Here is a 19,550-nt window from a genome sequence, read left to right as displayed (position 1 = left end):
TTAGCTCTTCGTTGCCGGTGTGGCCGGCGCTGCACCCGCCGCCCCGGCTTCGGCCTGCGCCGGTTCCGCCGGCTCCGGCACCTCCACGACGGCCTGCATCTTCACGAGGCGCACGCGGTCCTGGCGACGCACGTTGACCTGCTTCGACACGTCCTGGCGTTTCGAATCCTTCGGCTCGCGCACCGTGAGCGCGATGGCCGCGACGATCGCCACCAGCAGCACGAGGCCGGCGACTTCGAAGGCGAAGATGTAGTCGGTGTAGATGATCTTGCCGATCAGGTGTGCGTTCGAGATCGCCGCGGCGGCAGCCGGCGTGGTGTCGGGCACCGGCGTGCTCGTCGCGCCGTAGCCGTGCCACAGGATCAGCGCGGTTTCGACCACGATGATCGCGCCCACGATGGTCGCCACCGGGATGAAGCGCTTGAAGTCGCGGCTCAGCACGTCGATGTTGATGTCCAGCATCATCACCACGAACAGGAACAGCACCATCACCGCGCCCACGTAGACGAGCACCAGCAGGATCGCGAGGAATTCGGCCTCGAGCAGCATCCAGATCGCGGCCGCGTTGAAGAACGCGAGCACGAGGAAGAGCGCAGACGCGACAGGATTGCGCGAAGTGATCACCTTCAGCCCTGACAGCGTGAGCAGCAGCGCGAAGATGTAGAACAGGACGGTCGTGAATTCCATGATTACTGGTTCATCGTTGAGGCCTTCGTGAGGCGGATTGCGCGGCGCAGTCTGGCGGCCAGACCAGGGAGCGTCGCGCCGCGGCGGTCAGGCTGCGGTATGGCGCGTGCGTTCGGCACACGCGCTCCCCACAGCCGGCCCGGACCGCGGGCCGATGCAGCGTCAAACTGAAAGATCAACGGTACGGTGCATCCGCTGCCTTGTTCGCCGCGATCTGCGCTTCATAGCGATCGCCAACGGCCAGCAGCATATCCTTCGTGAAATACAGGTCGCCGCGCTTCTCGCCGTGATACTCGAGAATGTGCGTTTCGACGATCGAGTCGACCGGGCAGCTCTCTTCGCAGAAACCGCAGAAGATGCACTTGGTCAGGTCGATGTCGTAACGCGTCGTGCGGCGCGTGTTGTCCTCGCGCACTTCCGATTCGATCGTGATCGCGAGCGCGGGGCACACCGCCTCGCACAGCTTGCACGCGATGCAGCGCTCTTCGCCATTTTCATAGCGGCGCAGCGCGTGCAAACCCCGAAAACGCGGGGACATAGGCGTCTTTTCTTCCGGGAACTGCACCGTGAACTTGCGCTTGAAGGTGTAACGCCCCGTCAGCGCGAGCCCCTTGAGCAGCTCGGTCAGGAAAAACGTTTTGAAGAAGTTTTGGATAGCGTTCATGGTTGTGTTCGCCCCTTATTTCCAGATGCTCAACGGCGACATGTACCAGAAGCCGACCACGATCAGCCACACGATGCACACCGGAATGAACACCTTCCAGCCGAGACGCATGATCTGGTCATAGCGATAGCGCGGGAACGTCGCGCGGGCCCAGATGAAGACCGACAGCAGGCAGAAGACCTTCAGCACCAGCCAGAACACGCCCGGGATGAAGTCAAGGAACGCGAACGGGGCGCTCCAGCCGCCGAGGAACAACACCGAGGCGAGCGCCGAGATCACGATCATGTTGATGTACTCGGCGAGGAAGAACAGCGCGAACGCCATCCCCGAGTAATCGATCATGTGACCCGCGACGATTTCCGACTCCCCTTCCACCACGTCGAACGGATGGCGGTTCGTTTCGGCAATACCCGAGATGAAGTAGACGACGAACATCGGCAACAGCGGCAGCCAGTTCCACGAGAGGAACGTGATGCCCCAGTTCGCGAACATGCCGCGCATCTGGCCTTCGACGATCACCGAAAGGTTCAGGCTGCCCGACACCATCAGCACGACGACGAGCGCGAAGCCCATCGAAATTTCGTACGAGACCATCTGCGCCGCGGCGCGCATGGCGCCGAGGAACGCGTACTTCGAGTTCGACGCCCAGCCCGCGAGAATCACGCCGTAGACACCGATCGACGAGATCGCCATCGCGTAGAGCAGGCCCGCGTTGATGTCGCCGAGCACCGCGCCCGCCTGGAACGGAATCACCGCCCAGACCGCGAAGGCCGGCACCACCACCATGATCGGCGCGACCATGTAGATCCAGCGGCTCGCCTGCGCGGGCTGAATCACTTCCTTTAGCAGCAGCTTCAGCACGTCGGCGATCGGCTGCAACAAACCTGCCGGGCCCACGCGGTTCGGGCCGAGACGCACGTGCATCCACCCGATCAGCTTGCGCTCCCAGAGGATCAGGTACGCCACGCACAGCAGGATCACCACCGCGACGACGAGAATGCGCACCAGCGCCCAGACGGTGGGCCATGCCACGCCGAGCAGCTGGCTGCCGCCTGCATTGATCGTATCGAACAAGCTCATTTACGCCTTCTCCACCAGCAGTTCACCGAACAGGCTGCCGAGTTGCGCGCCGGCCGGCGTCGCCGCCGACACGCGCACCACCGTCGGCGCAAGATTCGCATCGCGCGTTGCGGGCGCCGTCACCGACAGATCGCCCTGGCGCACGCGCACGGCGTCGCCTTCCTTCAGGCCGAGCTGGTCGAAGTATGCCGCCGGCAAGCCGATCGCGTTCGCCACGCGGGCAGCCGTGGTGAGCTGCAGCGCTTCGCCCCGGCGCACGATGGGATCGGCGTGGTAGATCGGCACGTCGGCTATGCGCTCGAAGCGGCCTTCCGCGGCCTTCACGAGGTTGCCGCGCGCAACCGCTGCGCCGGCCTTGTTCGACAGGCGGCCTTCGAAGCTGCCGTCGCCGAGCGCCTTGCGGCGCACTTCTTCTGCCGTGTCGTATTCGAAGCCCTTGGCGCCCAGCAGCGTGCCGAGCACGCGCAGAACCTTCCATGCCGGGCGCGTGTCGCCGAGCGGGCGCACGACGCCGTTGAAGGTCTGAGCCGTGCCTTCGGCGTTGATGAAGGTACCCGAGGTTTCCGTGTACGGTGCGATGGGCAGCAGCACGTCCGCGTAGTCGAGCCCTGTCTTGTACGGCGAGAACACGGCGACCATTTCGGCCTGCGCGAGCGCGGCGCGAGCGGCAGCCGGGTTAGCCGTATCGAATTCCGGCTCGATGTTCATGAGCAGATAGCCCTTGCGCGGCTGCTCGAACGCTTCGCGTGCGTTCAGGCCGTCGCGGCCCGGCAGCGCGCCGGCGATGTGCGCGCCGACCGTGTTGGCCGCTTCCGTGAGGAAGCCCAGCGTCGCGCCCGTCGTTTCGGCGATGAACTGCGCGGCCGCGTGCAGGCGCGAGAATTCCGGATGCTGGACCGCGGCGTTGCCGAGCAGCACATAACGGCGCTCGCCATTCGCAAGCGATGCGGCAACCTGCTTTGCGGCTTCGGTAGCCTGTGCGCCCGCGAAGCCTTCCGGCACGGCAACGCCCTTCGCTTCGGCAACCGCCGCTGCGATCGAAGCGAGTTCGTCGAGCCATGCCGAGGGCGCGGCGACGATGCGCTGTGCGTTCGGGATCAGCGAGCCGTCTGCGGTGGCCTGCAGGAAGCTGACCTGCGCACCACCCTTCGCAGCCTGGCGCAGACGCGCGGCGAACAACGCGTGGTCGCGGCGCAGGAACGAACCGATCACGAACGCCGAGTCGGCGTACGAAAGTTCGGCGATCTTCGTGCCGAGCCACGGCGCACCTTCGAGCGGCGCCGAGAAGTCGCTCTGGCGCAGACGGAAATCGACGTTCGGCGTGCCGATCGCATCCGCGAACTGCTTCGCGAGATAGAGTTCTTCGAGCGTGCTGTGCGGGCTCGCGAGCAACGCGAGCTGGTTCTCGCCGTGCTCGTCGCAAATGCCCTTGATGCCCTTCACGACGTATTCGAGCGCGGTCTGCCAGTCGGTCTCGATCCACTCGCCGCCTTGCTTGATCATCGGGCGCGTGAGACGGTCTTCGCCGTTCAGGCCTTCGTAGGAGAAGCGGTCCTTGTCCGAGATCCAGCACTCGTTGATGGATTCGTTCTCGAACGGCAGCACGCGCATCACGCGGTTGTTCTTCACCTGCACGACGAGGTTCGCACCCGTTGCGTCGTGCGGGCTCACCGACTTGCGGCGCGACAGTTCCCACGTCCGCGCCGAGAAGCGGAACGGCTTGCTCGTGAGCGCGCCGACCGGGCACAGGTCGATCATGTTGCCCGAGAGTTCCGAGTCGACCGTCTTGCCGACGAACGAGGTGATTTCCGAGTGCTCGCCGCGGCCGAGCATGCCGAGCTCCATCACGCCGGCGATCTCGTCGCCGAAGCGCACGCAGCGCGTGCAGTGGATGCAACGCGACATCTCTTCCATCGAGATGAGCGGGCCGACATTCTTGTGGAACACCACGCGCTTTTCTTCGCTGTAGCGCGAGGCGGACTTGCCGTAGCCCACGGCCAGATCCTGAAGCTGGCATTCGCCGCCCTGATCGCAAATCGGGCAGTCGAGCGGGTGGTTGATCAGCAGGAATTCCATCACGGCTTGCTGACCCTGCACGGCCTTGTCCGACATGGTGCGCACGACCATGCCTTGCGACACCGGCGTCGCGCACGCGGGCACGGCCTTCGGCATCTTCTCGACATCGACGAGACACATCCGGCAGTTGGCCGCGATGGAGAGCTTCTTGTGATAGCAGAAGTGCGGGATGTACGTGTCCACGCGCTGAGCAGCCTGGATCACCATGCTGCCCTCGGGCACCTGCACCTTCTTGCCGTCTATTTCAAGTTCAACCATGATGGTTAATCGTCCCTAACCTGTTACCGCTCAATTTCACAGCGGCATTCCCCGTCACTGCGCCCTTGCGTCGTGCTACGCGGCGGTGTGCGCAACCCGGCACAACATGCCGTCTCTTCGCCTGTCAGGCGGCCACCGTTTCCGAGGCCGCGTGCGAGCCGGCATGGCCGCCGACAAGACAACGCTTGTTGTGAACGTGATATTCGAATTCGTCCCAGTAATGCTTGAGCATGCCGCGCACCGGCATGGCCGCCGCGTCGCCGAGCGCGCAGATCGTGCGGCCCATGATGTTGCCCGCCACCGAGTTCAGCAGGTCCAGGTCTTCCTGGCGGCCCTCGCCGTGCTCGATGCGGTTCACGACGCGATACAGCCAGCCCGTGCCTTCGCGGCACGGCGTGCACTGGCCGCACGACTCTTCGTAATAGAAGTACGACAGACGCAGCAGCGAGCGCACCATGCAGCGCGTTTCGTCCATGACGATGACGGCGCCGGAGCCGAGCATCGAACCCTGCTTGGCGATGGAGTCATAGTCCATGTCCGTCTGCATCATCAGGTCGCCCGGAATGACCGGCGCCGACGAACCGCCCGGAATCACGGCCTTCAGCTTCTTGCCGCCGCGCACGCCGCCGGCCAGCTCCATGAGCCTGGCGAACGGCGTGCCGAGCGGAATCTCGTAGTTGCCCGGACGCTCGACGTCGCCCGACACCGAGAAGATCTTCGTGCCGCCGTTGTTCGGCTTGCCGAGTTCCATGTACGTCTGCGGACCGACGCTCAGCAGGAACGGCACCGCGGCGAAGGTCTCGGTGTTGTTGATCGTCGTAGGCTTGCCGTACACCCCGAAGCTCGCCGGGAAAGGCGGCTTGAAGCGCGGCTGGCCCTTCTTGCCTTCGAGCGACTCGAGCAGCGCGGTTTCCTCGCCGCAGATGTACGCGCCATAGCCATGGTGCGCGTGCAACTGGAACGAGAAGTCCGTGCCGAGAATGTTGTCGCCGAGATAGCCCGCCTGGCGCGCTTCTTCCAGCGCGGCCTCGAAGCGGCGATACACCTCGAAAATCTCGCCGTGGATGTAGTTGTAGCCCACGGTGATGCCCATCGCGTAAGCGCCAATGGCCATGCCTTCGATCACGCTATGCGGATTCCAGCGCAGGATGTCGCGGTCCTTGAACGTGCCCGGCTCGCCCTCGTCCGAGTTGCAGACGAGATACTTCTGCCCCGGGAACTGACGCGGCATGAAGCTCCACTTCAGGCCGGTCGGAAAGCCCGCGCCGCCGCGGCCGCGCAGACCGCCCGCCTTCACGTCGGCGATCACCTGCTCGGGCGGAATCTTTTCTTCGAGAATACGGCGCAGCTGCTTGTAGCCGCCGCGCGCGACGTAGTCCTCGATATGCCAGTTCTCGCCGTTGAGGCCCGCGAGAATCAGCGGTTTGATGTGACGGTCGTGCAACGAAGTCATTTCGAAAGCTCCTCGAGCAGCTGGTCGATCTTCTCGCGGCTCATGAAGCTGCACATACGGTGATTGTTCACGAGCATCACCGGCGCATCGCCGCACGCGCCCATGCACTCACCTTCTTTCAAGGTGAACTTGCCGTCGGGCGTGGTTTCGCCGAAGTCGATTCCGAGCTTCTGCTTCAGGTATTCGGCGGCGCTTTCCGAGCCGCCATCCGGGCCGAGCTGGCACGGCAGATTCGTGCAGAGCGTGATCTTGTGCTTGCCGACCGGCTTCGTCTCGAACATCGTGTAGAACGTGGCGACTTCCTGCACCGCGACAGGCGGCATGCCGATGTAGTCGGCCACGAACTGCATGATTTCGGGAGACAGCCAGCCATGCTCTTCCTGGGCAACGGCCAAAGCCGCCATCACGGCGGACTGTCGCTGATCGGCGGGGTACTTCGTCAGCGCGCGATCGATTTCTTTCAGGCCTTCAGCTGAGATCATTTTCAGACACGACTCTTTCAATTCCTACCGAACGAAAACCTGCCGCGCGTTCTCATACATTCGCTGCGACAGACGTGGCGTTCCATGCTGCGTGCGCCCGGGACCGGGCGCACCTTACTGCGCGCCGCCTTAGCGGTCGATTTCACCGAACACGATGTCCTGCGTGCCGATGATCGTGACCGCGTCGGCAATCATGTGGCCGCGCGCCATTTCATCGAGCGCGGACAGGTGGGCATAACCCGGCGCACGGATCTTCAGACGATAAGGCTTGTTCGCGCCATCTGACACCAGGTAGATGCCGAATTCCCCCTTCGGATGTTCGACGGCAGCGTAAGCCTCGCCTTCGGGCACGTGGAAGCCTTCCGTGAAGAGCTTGAAGTGGTGAATCAGCTCTTCCATGTTCGACTTCATGTTCACGCGCGAGGGCGGCGCAACCTTGTGATTGTCGATCATCACGGGGCCGGGATTCTTGCGCAGCCACTCAATGCACTGTTTCGCGATGCGGGTGGACTGGCGCATTTCTTCGACGCGCACGAGATAGCGGTCGTAGCAGTCGCCGTTCACGCCCACCGGAATGTCGAAGTCCATCTGGTCGTAGACTTCGTAGGGTTGCTTCTTGCGCAGGTCCCACTCGATGCCCGAACCGCGCAGCATCGCGCCCGTCAGGCCGAGCTGCATGGCGCGCTCGGGGCTCACCACGCCGATGCCGACGAGACGCTGCTTCCAGATGCGGTTGTCGGTGAGGAGCGTTTCGTACTCGTCGACGCAACCGGGGAAGCGCGTAAAGAAGTCGTCGATGAAGTCCAGCACCGAGCCCTGGCGCGCCTCGTTCATGCGCGCGAGCGCCTTCTCGTTGTGAATCTTCGACGCCTTGTATTGCGGCATTGCGTCAGGCAGATCGCGGTACACGCCGCCCGGACGATAGTAAGCCGCGTGCATGCGCGCACCCGAGACCGCCTCGTAGACGTCCATCAGGTCTTCGCGCTCGCGGAACGCGTAGAGGAACACCGCCATCGCGCCGACGTCGAGCGCATGCGAGCCGATCCACATGAGGTGGTTAAGCACGCGCGTGATCTCGTCGAACAGCACGCGGATGTACTTCGCGCGAACCGGCACGTCGATGCCGAGCAGCTTTTCGATGGCGAGCACATAGCCGTGCTCGTTGACCATCATCGACACGTAGTCGAGACGGTCCATGTACGGCACCGACTGGATGAACGTCTTGCTTTCGGCGAGCTTTTCCGTCGCGCGATGCAGCAGGCCGATGTGCGGATCGGCGCGCTGGATCACTTCGCCGTCGAGCTCGAGCACGAGGCGCAGCACACCGTGCGCTGCCGGGTGCTGCGGGCCGAAGTTGAGCGTGTAGTTCTTGATCTCTGACATGCGACCCTCTTAGTGTTTCTTCAGACCGCCGTAGCGATCCTCGCGGATCACGCGCGGCGTGATCTCGCGCGGCTCGATCGTGACGGGCTGGTAGACCACGCGCTTCTGCTCCGGGTCGTAACGCATTTCGACATAACCCGAAACCGGGAAGTCCTTGCGGAACGGGTGGCCGATGAAACCGTAGTCGGTCAGGATGCGGCGCAGGTCGGGGTGGCCTTCGAAGACGATGCCGTACAGGTCGAAGGCCTCGCGCTCGTACCAGTTGGCCGAATTCCAGATCTCGACGAGCGAGGGCACGATCGGCACTTCGTCGTCCGGCGCGAACACGCGCAGACGCACGCGCCAGTTGTTCGCGAGCGAGAGCAGATGCGACACCGCGGCGAAGCGCGGGCCTTCCCAGGCGCCGTCACCGAAGGTCTGGTAGTCGACGCCGCACAGGTCGATCAGTTGCTCGAAGCGCAGCGAGGGATTGTCGCGCAGCTCCTTGGCCACCGCGAGGGACTCGCCCGCCTTGACGACCAGCGTCAGCTCGCCGAGCGCCTCGGTAAGGCTGACGATGCGCGCGCCAAGGGCCGCTTCGAGGTTCGCTTTCAGGGTCTCGAGTTTGCTTGCCATATTGTGGGGAGGCACGCGGCCTTTATTGACGGGCGATGGTGCTGGTGCGGCGAATCTTCGCCTGCAACTGGATCACCCCGTAGACCAGGGCTTCCGCTGTCGGCGGGCATCCCGGCACATAGACGTCGACCGGCACGATGCGATCACAACCGCGCACGACCGAATACGAATAGTGGTAGTAGCCGCCGCCGTTGGCGCACGATCCCATCGAAATGACCCAGCGCGGCTCGGCCATCTGGTCATAGACCTTGCGCAGCGCAGGCGCCATCTTGTTGCACAGCGTGCCGGCGACGATCATGACGTCCGACTGACGCGGGCTCGGACGGAACACCACGCCGAAACGGTCAAGGTCGTAACGGGCCGCGCCCGCGTGCATCATCTCGACCGCGCAACACGCCAGGCCGAACGTCATCGGCCACAACGAGCCGGTGCGCGTCCAGTTGATCAGCTTGTCAGCCGTGGTGGTGACAAACCCTTCCTTCAAGACCCCTTCGATACTCATGTGCTTTCCACTCCAGACGGACAGCCCACAGATTCCCCGCAGTGCCGCCCATGCAATCCGGCGATTAACCCATTATTCCCAGTCGAGACCACCCTTCTTCCAGATGTAGGCAAAGCCCAGCAGGAATTCGAGCAGAAACAGCATCATCGACAGAAAGCCCGGCCAGCCGATGTCGCGCAGGGCCACACCCCACGGAAACAGGAACGCCGTTTCGAGGTCGAAGATGATGAAAAGGATGGCGACCAGGTAGTAGCGTACGTCGAACTTCATTCGGGCGTCTTCGAACGCTTCGAAGCCGCACTCGTACGGCGAATTCTTTTCGCTGTCTGGCCGGTTGGGACCGAGGACCTTGCCGATTGTCACTAGCGCTATGCCCAGACCAAGACCCACGAGGAGGAACAGAAGGACGGGGAAATAGGCAGCGAGGTTCAAGGCTATCCTCTATATCGGTTGGTTCTGAGGTTCCGCTGGAACTTGCATCGCTCCGCGGGAATCACTTCACGTACTTCGCGCTGCGAACAGAAAACGAACACGACGTAAGAAGCAAAAATGCCAGCCGAAGCTGAAGCAAGCGGCTGGCATTTTTTAGATAACATTGGTGCCGACGGCGAGACTCGAACTCGCACAGCTTTCGCCACTACCCCCTCAAGATAGCGTGTCTACCAATTTCACCACGTCGGCACTACATGCAATCCGGGACAACAAATATTGCAACCCGCGAATCGCTTCAAGACTTAGATTCTAACTTGTTTCCGTTCTTTGTTCAACGCACAAAACAAGTTTCTCAAATTTATTTCGGCACGTCGTTGCCCGGTTGCGAGGCTGCTGCAGCCGGCGAAGCCGCCGCCGCGGCGGTTGCGCCAGGAGCCGATGCAACCGGTGCCGAAGCAGCCGGCGCCGAGGCCGAATTCACCTGCGCCGGGGCTGGAACCGAAGCGCCAAGCACGCCCGCCGAAGGCTTCGCATGATACGACCCCAGGTAGGTTAACGCAAGGGTGGAGCAGAAAAACACCGTTGCGAGAACCGCGGTAGTGCGCGAAAGGAAGTTGGCGGAACCGCTCGCGCCGAACAGGCTGCCCGACGCGCCGCTGCCGAATGCGGCGCCCATATCCGCGCCTTTGCCGTGCTGCAGCAAGACGAGGCCGATCACCCCGAGCGCCGACAGGAGCTGGACGACGATAATCAACGTTTTCAAATACAGCATTACACTCACCTGAGTCCTGGTTGAACGTCCGCCCCTCCCGGAGCGCACGCGTAAGCAGCCCGCACGACGCGCTTTAATCCGAACGCTTCGCGCGCAAGCCTTTAGTTCGCGACGCCGGCGCCCGCCGCGGCGGCCACGCAGATCGCGAGGAAATCACCCTCTTTCAGCGACGCACCGCCGATCAGCCCGCCGTCGATGTCGGCCTGACGGAAGAGCTCCGCCGCATTATCCGGCTTCACACTGCCGCCATAGAGCAGCGGCACGTCCGCCACTTGCGCGCCCTTGGCCGCGAGGCGCGCGCGCAGGAACGCATGCACCTGCTGCGCCTGCTCCGAGCTTGCGCTCTTGCCCGTGCCGATCGCCCAGACCGGCTCGTAAGCGACGACGATACGCGCCGCCTCTTCGACCGACAGCACGGCCAGCACGGCATCGATCTGTGCGCCGACCACACGCTCGGTCGCGCCCGACTCGCGTTCTTCGAGCGTCTCGCCCACGCAGACGATAGGCGTGAGGCCCGCCGCAAGCGCGCGCTGCGCCTTCACGGCGACGAATTCGGAACGCTCTCCGTGGTAAGCGCGGCGCTCCGAGTGACCAACGATCGCAAACGTGGCTTCGAAGTCGGCAACCATGCCTGCCGCGACTTCGCCCGTATAGGCACCCTGCTCGTGCGCCGAGATGTCCTGCGCGCCCCACTGAACCCGGCTGCCGCCGAGCAGTGCCTGCGCCTGCGCGAGATACGGGAACGGCACGCATACGCCAACGTGCACGTCCGGGGGCAGCGCCTGCGCGCCGCGCACAACGCCTTCCAGCAGTGTCGCATTGGCCGCGAGGCGACCATGCATCTTCCAGTTACCGACTACGAGCTTCGATCGTTGTTTCGTCATTGTTCCGGTTGCTGTTAAAGCGGACGCAAAACACATAATTTTACTGCGTGAAATCCAGACGGGTCAAACCGGCCGGCCCGCGACGCACAAAATATCCTCGAAAAAAATCCAGAAAAATCAAGCACGAGCGGGTCGCTCTTGCCGATGCGCCGTCAGACCGCGCTGCTCCAGTCGAGCACGATCTTGCCGACATGCTCGCTGCTTTCCATCAACGCGTGGGCCTCGGCGGCCTGCGCGGCGGGAAACACGCGGAACACGACGGGTTTAATGCGCCCTTCCTCGATGAGGGGCCAGACCTTCGCCTTGAGTTCCTGAGCGATCTGGGCCTTGAATTCCACGGAGCGCGCACGCAGCGTCGAACCGGTCACCGTCAGCCGGCGGCGCAGGATCTCGCCCATGTTGAGTTCGGCCTTGGAGCCGCCGAGCGTCGCGATCAGCACGATGCGGCCACCGGTCGCGAGCGCGGAAAGCTCGCGCGCCACATAACCGCCGGCCACCATGTCGAGAATCACGTCCACGCCGCGGTCGTTCGTGAGCGCCTTCACGACCTCCACGAAATCGCTCGTGCGGTAGTTGATGGCGCGGTCGGCGCCAAGCGCCTCGCACGCGCGGCACTTGTCGTCCGAACCCGCGGTTGCGAACACGCGAAAGCCAAGGGCATGCGCGATCTGGATCGCCGTCACGCCGATGCCGCTCGAGCCGCCCTGCACGAGCAGCGTCTCGTTCTCGCCGCCCTCGCCCTGGCCGAGGTACGCACGCTGGAAGACGTTGCTCCAGACCGTGAAGAACGTTTCGGGCAGCGAGGCCGCCTCGACATCCGTGAGCCCGTTCGGCACCGGCAGGCATTGCCCGAGCGGCGCGACTGCATATTCGGCGTAACCGCCGCCCGCAATCAGCGCGCACACGCGATCGCCGATCTTCAGTCCGAACGGGTTGTTCTTCTCGTCGATCGACCCGCCGACGATCTCGCCCGCCACCTCGAGCCCCGGCAGGTCGGAAATGCCCGGCGGCGGCGCATATGACCCCTTGCGCTGGAACACGTCGGGACGGTTCACGCCCGAGGCGCTCACCTTGATCAGCACTTCGCCGGCCTTCGGCTCGGGGGTTGGCCGTTCGGCCAGCTTGAGCACGTCCGGCGCACCGAATTCCGTAATCTCGACTGCCTTCATCTCGCCTCTCCTCAGCGCTTCGCGCCCCATCTGGATGGCGCTGCGCACGCGACACGATTGACGCATGCGCACTGCCATTCACCCTCATTGTCATGAAAAACGGCCGGCGCGTTTTGCACGCTGCCGGCCGTTGGAGCTTACCGCTTTACTGCTGCGGCTCGCCCTGCGGCGCGCCGCCATTCGCCTGCTCGTTGAGCAGCGCCTTGGCGGACAGGCGCACGCGGCCCTTCTCGTCCGTCTGGATGACCTTGACCTTCACGACCTGACCTTCCTTCAGATAGTCGTTGATGTCCTTGATGCGCTCGTTGGCGATCTCGGAGATGTGCAGCAGACCATCCTTGCCCGGCAGCAGGTTCACGATCGCGCCGAAGTCGAGCAGCTTGAGCACCGCGCCTTCGTACACCTGGCCCACTTCGATTTCGGCCGTGATGTTCTCGATACGCTTCTTCGCTTCGGCCATGCCTTCGCTCGACGTCGAAGCGATGGTCACGACGCCGTCATCGGAAATGTCGATGGTCGTGCCGGTTTCTTCCGTCAGCGCGCGGATCACCGAACCGCCCTTGCCGATCACGTCGCGGATCTTTTCGGGATTGATCTTGATGGTGATCATGCGCGGAGCGTACGCCGACAGCTCGGTGTTCACGCCCGACACAGCCGAGGTCATCTTGCCGAGGATGTGCATACGGCCTTCCTTCGCTTGCGCGAGGGCGACCTGCATGATTTCCTTGGTGATGCCCTGGATCTTGATGTCCATCTGCAGCGCGGTCACGCCCGCTTCCGTACCCGCCACCTTGAAGTCCATGTCGCCGAGGTGATCTTCGTCGCCAAGGATGTCGGTCAGCACGGCGAACTTGTTGCCTTCGAGGATCAGGCCCATCGCGATGCCGGCGACGTGCGCCTTCATCGGCACGCCGGCGTCCATCAGCGCGAGGCAGCCGCCGCACACCGATGCCATCGACGACGAACCGTTCGACTCGGTGATTTCCGAGACCACGCGGATCGAGTAGCCGAATTCTTCGGCGCTCGGCAGGCATGCGACGAGCGCGCGCTTGGCGAGACGGCCGTGGCCGATTTCACGGCGCTTGGGCGAGCCGACGCGACCCGTTTCGCCGGTTGCGAACGGAGGCATGTTGTAGTGGAGCATGAAGCGGTCGCGGTACTCGCCTTCGAGCGCGTCGATGATCTGCTCGTCGCCCTTGGTGCCGAGCGTCGCGACGACGAGCGCCTGCGTTTCGCCGCGCGTGAAGAGCGCCGAACCGTGGGTGCGCGGCAGCACGCCCGTGCGGATCTCGATCGGGCGCACCGTGCGCGTGTCGCGGCCGTCGATACGCGGCTCGCCGTTCAGGATCTGCGAGCGGACGATCTTCGCTTCGAGGTCGAACACGATGTTGCCGACCGTGGCCTTGTCGGCCGCCGTCGTGCCGGCCGCAGCCGCCTCTTCTTCGAGCCTGGCCGACGTGGCTGCATAGACTTCCTTCAGCTTGGCCGAACGCTGCTGCTTGTCGCGCAGCTGGTATGCGGCGAGCAGGCTGTCGTTGGCGATAGCCGTGACGCGCGCGATGAGCGCTTCGTCCTTCGGCGCCGGCTGCCAGTCCCACTCGGGCTTGCCGCCGTCACGCACCAGTTCGTGGATCGCGTCGATGGCCGTTTGCATCTGCTCGTGGCCGAACACGACCGCGCCGAGCATCACGTCTTCCGGCAGCTGGTCGGCTTCCGATTCCACCATCAGCACGGCGCGCTCGGTGCCGGCCACGACGAGGTCGAGGCGCGAATCCTTGATCTGGGCGCGCGTCGGGTTGAGCACGTACTCGTTGTTGATGTAGGCCACGCGTGCGGCGCCCACCGGGCCGTTGAACGGCAGACCCGAGATCGCGAGCGCTGCCGACGCGCCGATCAGCGCGGGGATGTCGGCCGGGATTTCCGGGTTGATCGACAGGACGTGGATCACGACCTGGACTTCGTTGTAGAAGCCTTCCGGGAAAAGCGGACGCAGCGGGCGGTCGATCAGGCGCGAGATCAGCGTCTCGCCTTCCGACGGACGGCCTTCGCGGCGGAAGAAGCCGCCCGGGATCTTGCCGGCCGAATAGGTCTTTTCGATGTAGTCGACGGTGAGCGGGAAGAAGTCCTGACCCGGCTTGGCGGTCTTCGCGCCGACGACGGTCGCGAGCACGACGGTGTCTTCGACGTCGACGATGACAGCACCGCTGGCCTGACGGGCGATCTCACCCGTTTCGAGGCGCACGTTGTGCTGGCCCCATTTGAATTCCTTCACGACTTTATTGAACATGGTCATGGTCACTCACTCCTTACTCATTTGTTATGCGCCGCCCGCACACGCGGACGATGCGGCAAGACAGGTTCCGGCACCGCGCAGGAAGAGGAGTGTTATGCCATTCCAGCGGATCGCGTAGTTGCAATACCGTTGCGACACAGCGGCGCACGATCTGCTGGAATGACACAAAGCTCTGCCCCGAGGCCCGGCCCTGCTGCTTGTACTGCGGGTGCTACGTGGTGTTGCCGGTGTTTCGAACGGCTTTTTTGCCCGTGAAAGACGGGATGACGTGCACCGTTCAAAAACAAAATGCCTGCATCAGTGGAACTGACACAGGCATCTTTGCGGAAGACCTTCCGATTACTTACGCAGACCCAGCTTCTCGATCAGCGCGCGGTAACGGTCAGCGTCCTTGCCCTTCAGGTAGTCGAGCAGCTTGCGGCGGCGGCTCACCATGCGCAGCAGACCGCGGCGGCTGTGGTGATCCTTCGCGTGCGACTTGAAGTGCGAGGTCAGTTCGTTGATACGCGACGTCAGGAGCGCAACCTGCACTTCGGGCGAACCCGTGTCGTTGGTGCCGCGCGCGAATTGCGCGACGACGTCGGACTTCTTGATATCTGCTACGGACATTTTGCTTTTCCTTTAAAACAAACGAGCGGTCACGGAAGAAAGGCCGTGCCGTGGCTTGGTTCCAACTTCTGATTGTCTTGCCGCAGGTTCGCGACAAGCGGCGTATTGTAGCACAGCCCCGATTTGCCGCGAAACCGCTTGTAAGGGGCGTCGTCAAGGCCGCTTCATCTGGCAGACAGTGGCGGGCACGGTGCGCTGCGCGGGCACCGCCAGCACCGTGCGAAAGCCATAGCCGGAACCCTCGTTGTCGTTGCGCACGCCGGGCGCGCCCTGCTTGTCCATCTCCATGACGTAAAGGGGCTGGATCGCCTGGTGGTCGTCGGCGCGCATCCACATGGGATGGAAGCCACTTTCGTCACCGTCGAAGGGCATGCCCTCCAGCGCCTTCGCGACCGCGGCGGGGTCCGCCGTGCCCGCCTTCGTCATGGCCTGCGCGAGCATCTCCACCATCATCGACATGCGCAGCACCGGGTAGTCGTCCCTGGCCGCCGGATAGCGCACCCGGAAGGCCTTGTACCACGCGTCGGATGCCGCGCCGCCCGCGTTCGGGTGCCAGTCGGCCACGGCGATCACGCGCTTCACGCCCGCGTCGCCCAGCGCCGCCGGAGCGCCCAGGCTGTTGCCGTAGAAGGTGTAGAACTTCGTGTCGAGGCCTTGCTCGCGCGCGGCCTTCACGAGCAGCGTGAGGTCGTTGCCCCAGTTTCCCGTGATGACGGCGTCGGCGCCCGCGGCGCGAATCCTGGCGATGTAAGGCGCGAAGTCCTTCACGCGGCCAATGGGGTGAAACGCGTCGCCGACGACGGCGATGTCCGGTCGGTCCCTCGCGAGAGCCGCGCGCGCGAGCGTGCTCACGTCGTGGCCGAAGCTGTAGTCCTGGTTGAGCAGATATACCTTCTTCACCGACTTGTCCGCGGCGATCACGTCCGCGAGCGCGTCCATGCGCATGCCCGCGTGCGCGTCGAAGCGGAAATGCCAGAAGCTGCAATTCGCGTTGGTGAGCGCGGGGTCGTCGGCGGAATAGTTCAGGAAGATCTCGCGGTTCTCCGGATCGCGCGCAGCCTGGCGATCGACCGCCGACTCGAGCGCCGCCGCCACCGCCGAGCTGTTGCCCTGCAAGACATAGCCGATGTGGCGGTCCTGCGCCATGCGCAGCTGCACGAGCGCCGCCTCGGGGCTGCCCTTGCTGTCGAGCGTGACCAGTTCGAGCGGATGCGCCCCGTCACGCAGCACGACGCCGCCGCGCGCATTGACGCGTTCCACGCCGAAGCGCAGGTTGCGCTCGACGGCCGCGCCCGCGTCCGCGAACGGGCCGGACATGCCTTCGATGAGCGCGAGCTGGATCGGCTTGCCGGCCGGCGTCTCGTCGGCCCGTGCGCCGGTTGCGGCCGCGAGCCCGGCCGCCATCGCCGCTACGGCGAACATGGCCGCTGCCGCACGCGCCATGCGTGCCGTTACGCACTTCTCTTTCATTTTCGCTGCGAACCGGATTGTCATTCGAAGCGCGGATCATAGGCCGCAAGGCGGGGCGGCGGCAAGGCCGGGATCCTCCGCGTGCCCGGACAGGCCGCCCCCGCGAGCGCCTCGCGCCGTGTCAAAATAAGGGTTCCACATTCACGGCGGTCATCGAAACCTTGCCATCGGGGAACATCATGTTCACGCGCCTGTTCACCTCGCTCGCCATGCCTGTGCGTCTCGTCTCGCGCCGCTTGCGTCCCGGACTCCTCGTGGGCGCGCTCGCCCTCGCCGGCTGCGCGCAGCCGTGGCAGCAATTCCACGCAGGCGACGACGCTCAGGCCGTGATCGCCCGCTTCGGCCCGCCGGCTGAAACCTACGACCTGCCCGACGGGGGCAAGCGCCTGATGTGGCCAACCCAGCCGATGGGCGAAACCACCACCGCCGCCGACATCGACGCGAGCGGCCGCGTCGTGAACGTGCGCCAGGTGCTGCAGCCCAACGAGTTCTATCGCGCGGAAATCGGCAAATGGACGCGCGCCGACGTGCTGGTGAACTTCGGCCGCCCGGTCGAAACCGCCTACTTCCCGCTGATGAAGAAGGAGGCGTGGACCTATCGCTACCTCGAAGACAACGTCTGGTACATGCTCTACAGCTTCTACTTCGACGACCAGGGCATTCTGCGGCTCACGCAAAAGACGCCCGATCCGCTGCACGATCCGGATCGCCGCAGCCTGTTTTGATCGCTCTGGTACCTGCGCAGCAAAAAACAAAAAACCCCCGCGCTCATTGCGAGCCGGGGGCTTTTTGTTGCCTCGTTGGCGTAACGCCGTCAAGCGAGGCTAAGCGCCTCGCCGCCGCTTACACCGCTTCGGAGCGCTGCGGATTGACCTTGTCGCCCGAGTAGAGCTTGTTGAGCGCAGAGATATACGCCTTCGCCGAAGCGGCAACGATATCCGGATCGGTGCCCACGCCGTTGACGATGCGGCCGGCCTTCGAGAGACGCACCGTCACTTCGCCCTGTGCCTGGGTGCCCGTCGTGATCGCGTTCACCGAGTACAGCAGCAGCTCCGAGCCGCTGCCCACTTCGGTTTCGATCGCGTTGAGCGTGGCGTCCACCGGGCCGTTGCCCGCGGCTTCGCCGGTCACTTCCTTGCCGTCGGCAGAGAACACGACGCGCGCGTGCGGGCGCTCGCCCGTCTCCGAGTGCTGGGCGAGCGAGATGAACTTGAAGTGCTCGTGATCCTGCGCCTGCGCCGATTCTTCCGTGACGATGGCGATGATGTCTTCGTCGAAGATTTCGGCCTTGCGGTCGGCCAGCTCCTTGAAGCGCGCGAACGCGTTGTTCAGTTCGGCTTCGCTGTCGAGCTGAATGCCCAGTTCCTGCAGGCGCTGCTTGAATGCGTTGCGGCCCGAGAGCTTGCCGAGCACGATCTTGTTCGCGCTCCAGCCCACGTCTTCCGCGCGCATGATCTCGTAGGTGTCGCGCGCCTTGAGCACGCCGTCCTGGTGGATGCCCGAAGCGTGCGCGAAGGCGTTGGCGCCGACCACGGCCTTGTTCGGCTGCACCACGAAACCGGTGATCTGCGAAACGAGCTTCGATGCCGGCACGATCTGCGTGGTGTCGATGCCGAGCTCGAGACCGAAGTAGTCCTTGCGGGTCTTCACGGCCATCACGATTTCTTCGAGCGAGGTGTTGCCCGCGCGCTCGCCGAGACCGTTGATCGTGCACTCCACCTGACGCGCGCCGCCGATCTGCACGCCGGCCAGCGAGTTCGCCACGGCCATGCCGAGGTCGTTGTGGCAGTGCACCGAGAACACCGCCTTGTCCGAGTTCGGAATGCGCTCGCGCAGCGTCTTCACGAGGTTGCCGTACAGCTCGGGAATGCCGTAGCCGACCGTATCGGCGATATTGATCGTGGTCGCGCCTTCATTGATCACGGCTTCGAGCACGCGGCACAGGAAGTCCATGTCCGAGCGGCTGCCGTCTTCGGGCGAGAACTCCACGTCGTTCGTGAACTTGCGCGCAAAGCGCACAGCGAGCTTCGCCTGCTCGAGCACCTGCTCGGGCGACATGCGCAGCTTCTTCTCCATGTGCAGCGCCGAGGTGGCGATGAACGTGTGGATGCGGAAGTGGTCGGCGGGCTTGAGCGCGTCGGCGGCGCGCTGGATGTCCTTGTCGTTCGCGCGGGCGAGCGAGCAGAGCGTGCTGTCCTTGATCATGCCGGCGATCGTGTGGATCGCGTCGAAGTCGCCGTTCGAGCTGGCAGCGAAGCCCGCTTCGATCACGTCGACCTTCATGCGCTCGAGCTGCTTCGCGATACGGATTTTCTCTTCCTTCGTCATCGACGCACCGGGCGACTGCTCGCCGTCACGCAACGTCGTATCGAAGATGATGAGCTTGTCTGCTGCCATTTCGGGTCTCCAGAGGGACTTGTTCAGTGTCTAAAACGGATTTCGGGTGTTCGCGCCACCGATGGCGACGCTGACAATGAACGAGGCTTACGGAGGGCGAGCGAGATCAGCGCGGCAGGCGCGCTAGCGCTAGCGTGCCTGGTAGCGCGCCGGCTTGAAGGGAGAAGAGGGGGAACGGGATGGCGTCCATGGCGCCGACTATAGCCGGAATCCGCCGATAGCGCAATGGGAGGAGACCTGCGTGGGCGGCCTGCCCAGGCAGACCTGCCTGAGCGGCCTGCGTGGGTGAGCGCAAAAAGAAAAAGGGCCGCGCCCGCGCGCAGC

At 64.1% G+C, this 19,550-nt stretch carries 18 protein-coding genes and 1 tRNA gene; 1 reads left to right on the top strand and 18 read right to left on the bottom strand.

The window, feature by feature from the left end; genetic code table 11:
* The 17 genes from C7411_RS25505 to C7411_RS25425 all read right to left on the bottom strand — a co-directional run bounded on the left by C7411_RS25505 (position 1) and on the right by C7411_RS25425 (position 16,763).
* Positions 1 to 687: an NADH-quinone oxidoreductase subunit J gene (locus tag C7411_RS25505; protein WP_110386791.1), complete on the bottom strand. Its 687-nt coding sequence runs from the start codon at positions 685 to 687 to the stop codon at positions 1 to 3.
* A gap of 175 nt (positions 688 to 862) precedes the next feature.
* Positions 863 to 1,351, bottom strand: coding sequence for an NADH-quinone oxidoreductase subunit NuoI (nuoI, locus tag C7411_RS25500; RefSeq protein ID WP_028210402.1), 489 nt, complete (start codon positions 1,349 to 1,351; stop codon positions 863 to 865).
* Between the two features lie 15 nt (positions 1,352 to 1,366).
* Positions 1,367 to 2,431, bottom strand: a complete 1,065-nt coding sequence (nuoH, locus tag C7411_RS25495) for an NADH-quinone oxidoreductase subunit NuoH (RefSeq protein ID WP_042271744.1) — start codon at positions 2,429 to 2,431, stop codon at positions 1,367 to 1,369.
* Complete coding sequence (nuoG, locus tag C7411_RS25490; protein WP_110386790.1) at positions 2,432 to 4,765, bottom strand: NADH-quinone oxidoreductase subunit NuoG; 2,334 nt, start codon at positions 4,763 to 4,765, stop codon at positions 2,432 to 2,434.
* Between the two features lie 124 nt (positions 4,766 to 4,889).
* Positions 4,890 to 6,218: an NADH-quinone oxidoreductase subunit NuoF gene (gene nuoF / locus C7411_RS25485; RefSeq protein ID WP_110386789.1), complete on the bottom strand. Its 1,329-nt coding sequence runs from the start codon at positions 6,216 to 6,218 to the stop codon at positions 4,890 to 4,892.
* Positions 6,215 to 6,700 carry an NADH-quinone oxidoreductase subunit NuoE gene (gene nuoE, locus C7411_RS25480; RefSeq protein ID WP_042271753.1) on the bottom strand — a complete coding sequence of 162 codons (486 nt, stop codon included), beginning with the start codon at positions 6,698 to 6,700 and terminating at the stop codon, positions 6,215 to 6,217. The genes nuoF and nuoE overlap by 4 nt, the downstream gene beginning before the upstream one ends.
* A 129-nt stretch (positions 6,701 to 6,829) precedes the next feature.
* Entirely contained in the window at positions 6,830 to 8,083 is a 1,254-nt protein-coding gene (locus tag C7411_RS25475) for an NADH-quinone oxidoreductase subunit D (protein WP_042271756.1), read from the bottom strand.
* Between the two features lie 9 nt (positions 8,084 to 8,092).
* Entirely contained in the window at positions 8,093 to 8,698 is a 606-nt protein-coding gene (locus C7411_RS25470; RefSeq protein WP_042271759.1) for an NADH-quinone oxidoreductase subunit C, read from the bottom strand.
* Between the two features lie 22 nt (positions 8,699 to 8,720).
* Positions 8,721 to 9,200 (bottom strand): NuoB/complex I 20 kDa subunit family protein, encoded by a 480-nt coding sequence (locus tag C7411_RS25465; protein ID WP_027819582.1) that lies wholly within the window; start codon positions 9,198 to 9,200, stop codon positions 8,721 to 8,723.
* Positions 9,201 to 9,272: 72 nt separating this feature from the next.
* The gene (locus C7411_RS25460) at positions 9,273 to 9,632 is read right to left on the bottom strand and encodes an NADH-quinone oxidoreductase subunit A (protein WP_091998289.1); all 360 of its coding nucleotides are present in this window, start codon (positions 9,630 to 9,632) and stop codon (positions 9,273 to 9,275) included.
* 164 nt (positions 9,633 to 9,796) lie between these two features.
* Positions 9,797 to 9,881, bottom strand: a tRNA-Leu gene (locus C7411_RS25455).
* A 109-nt stretch (positions 9,882 to 9,990) separates the two neighbouring features.
* Entirely contained in the window at positions 9,991 to 10,404 is a 414-nt protein-coding gene (gene secG / locus C7411_RS25450; protein WP_110386788.1) for a preprotein translocase subunit SecG, read from the bottom strand.
* 101 nt (positions 10,405 to 10,505) lie between these two features.
* Complete coding sequence (gene tpiA, locus C7411_RS25445) at positions 10,506 to 11,288, bottom strand: triose-phosphate isomerase (protein ID WP_110386787.1); 783 nt, start codon at positions 11,286 to 11,288, stop codon at positions 10,506 to 10,508.
* Between the two features lie 152 nt (positions 11,289 to 11,440).
* Positions 11,441 to 12,457 (bottom strand): NAD(P)H-quinone oxidoreductase, encoded by a 1,017-nt coding sequence (locus C7411_RS25440; protein ID WP_110386825.1) that lies wholly within the window; start codon positions 12,455 to 12,457, stop codon positions 11,441 to 11,443.
* Between the two features lie 145 nt (positions 12,458 to 12,602).
* Positions 12,603 to 14,750, bottom strand: coding sequence for a polyribonucleotide nucleotidyltransferase (gene pnp, locus C7411_RS25435; protein ID WP_110386786.1), 2,148 nt, complete (start codon positions 14,748 to 14,750; stop codon positions 12,603 to 12,605).
* Between the two features lie 339 nt (positions 14,751 to 15,089).
* Positions 15,090 to 15,359, bottom strand: a complete 270-nt coding sequence (gene rpsO, locus C7411_RS25430; protein WP_042271770.1) for a 30S ribosomal protein S15 — start codon at positions 15,357 to 15,359, stop codon at positions 15,090 to 15,092.
* Between the two features lie 153 nt (positions 15,360 to 15,512).
* The gene (locus C7411_RS25425; RefSeq protein ID WP_243413341.1) at positions 15,513 to 16,763 is read right to left on the bottom strand and encodes a branched-chain amino acid ABC transporter substrate-binding protein; all 1,251 of its coding nucleotides are present in this window, start codon (positions 16,761 to 16,763) and stop codon (positions 15,513 to 15,515) included.
* 275 nt (positions 16,764 to 17,038) lie between these two features.
* Here C7411_RS25425 and C7411_RS25420 point away from each other — a divergent pair, with 275 nt between their 5' ends.
* Positions 17,039 to 17,554 (top strand): hypothetical protein, encoded by a 516-nt coding sequence (locus C7411_RS25420; RefSeq protein ID WP_110386823.1) that lies wholly within the window; start codon positions 17,039 to 17,041, stop codon positions 17,552 to 17,554.
* 118 nt (positions 17,555 to 17,672) lie between these two features.
* On the opposite strand, the gene C7411_RS25415 is transcribed toward C7411_RS25420, so the two are convergent.
* Positions 17,673 to 19,226, bottom strand: coding sequence for a 2-isopropylmalate synthase (locus tag C7411_RS25415; protein WP_110386785.1), 1,554 nt, complete (start codon positions 19,224 to 19,226; stop codon positions 17,673 to 17,675).
* Between the last annotated feature and the right edge of the window lie 324 nt (positions 19,227 to 19,550).

Origin of the sequence: Paraburkholderia silvatlantica, assembly GCF_003096715.1 — a bacterium.
GTDB lineage: Bacteria > Pseudomonadota > Gammaproteobacteria > Burkholderiales > Burkholderiaceae > Paraburkholderia > Paraburkholderia silvatlantica.
Note: the sequence above shows the minus strand (reverse complement) of the source record. Positions and strands in the feature narration are given on the sequence as shown.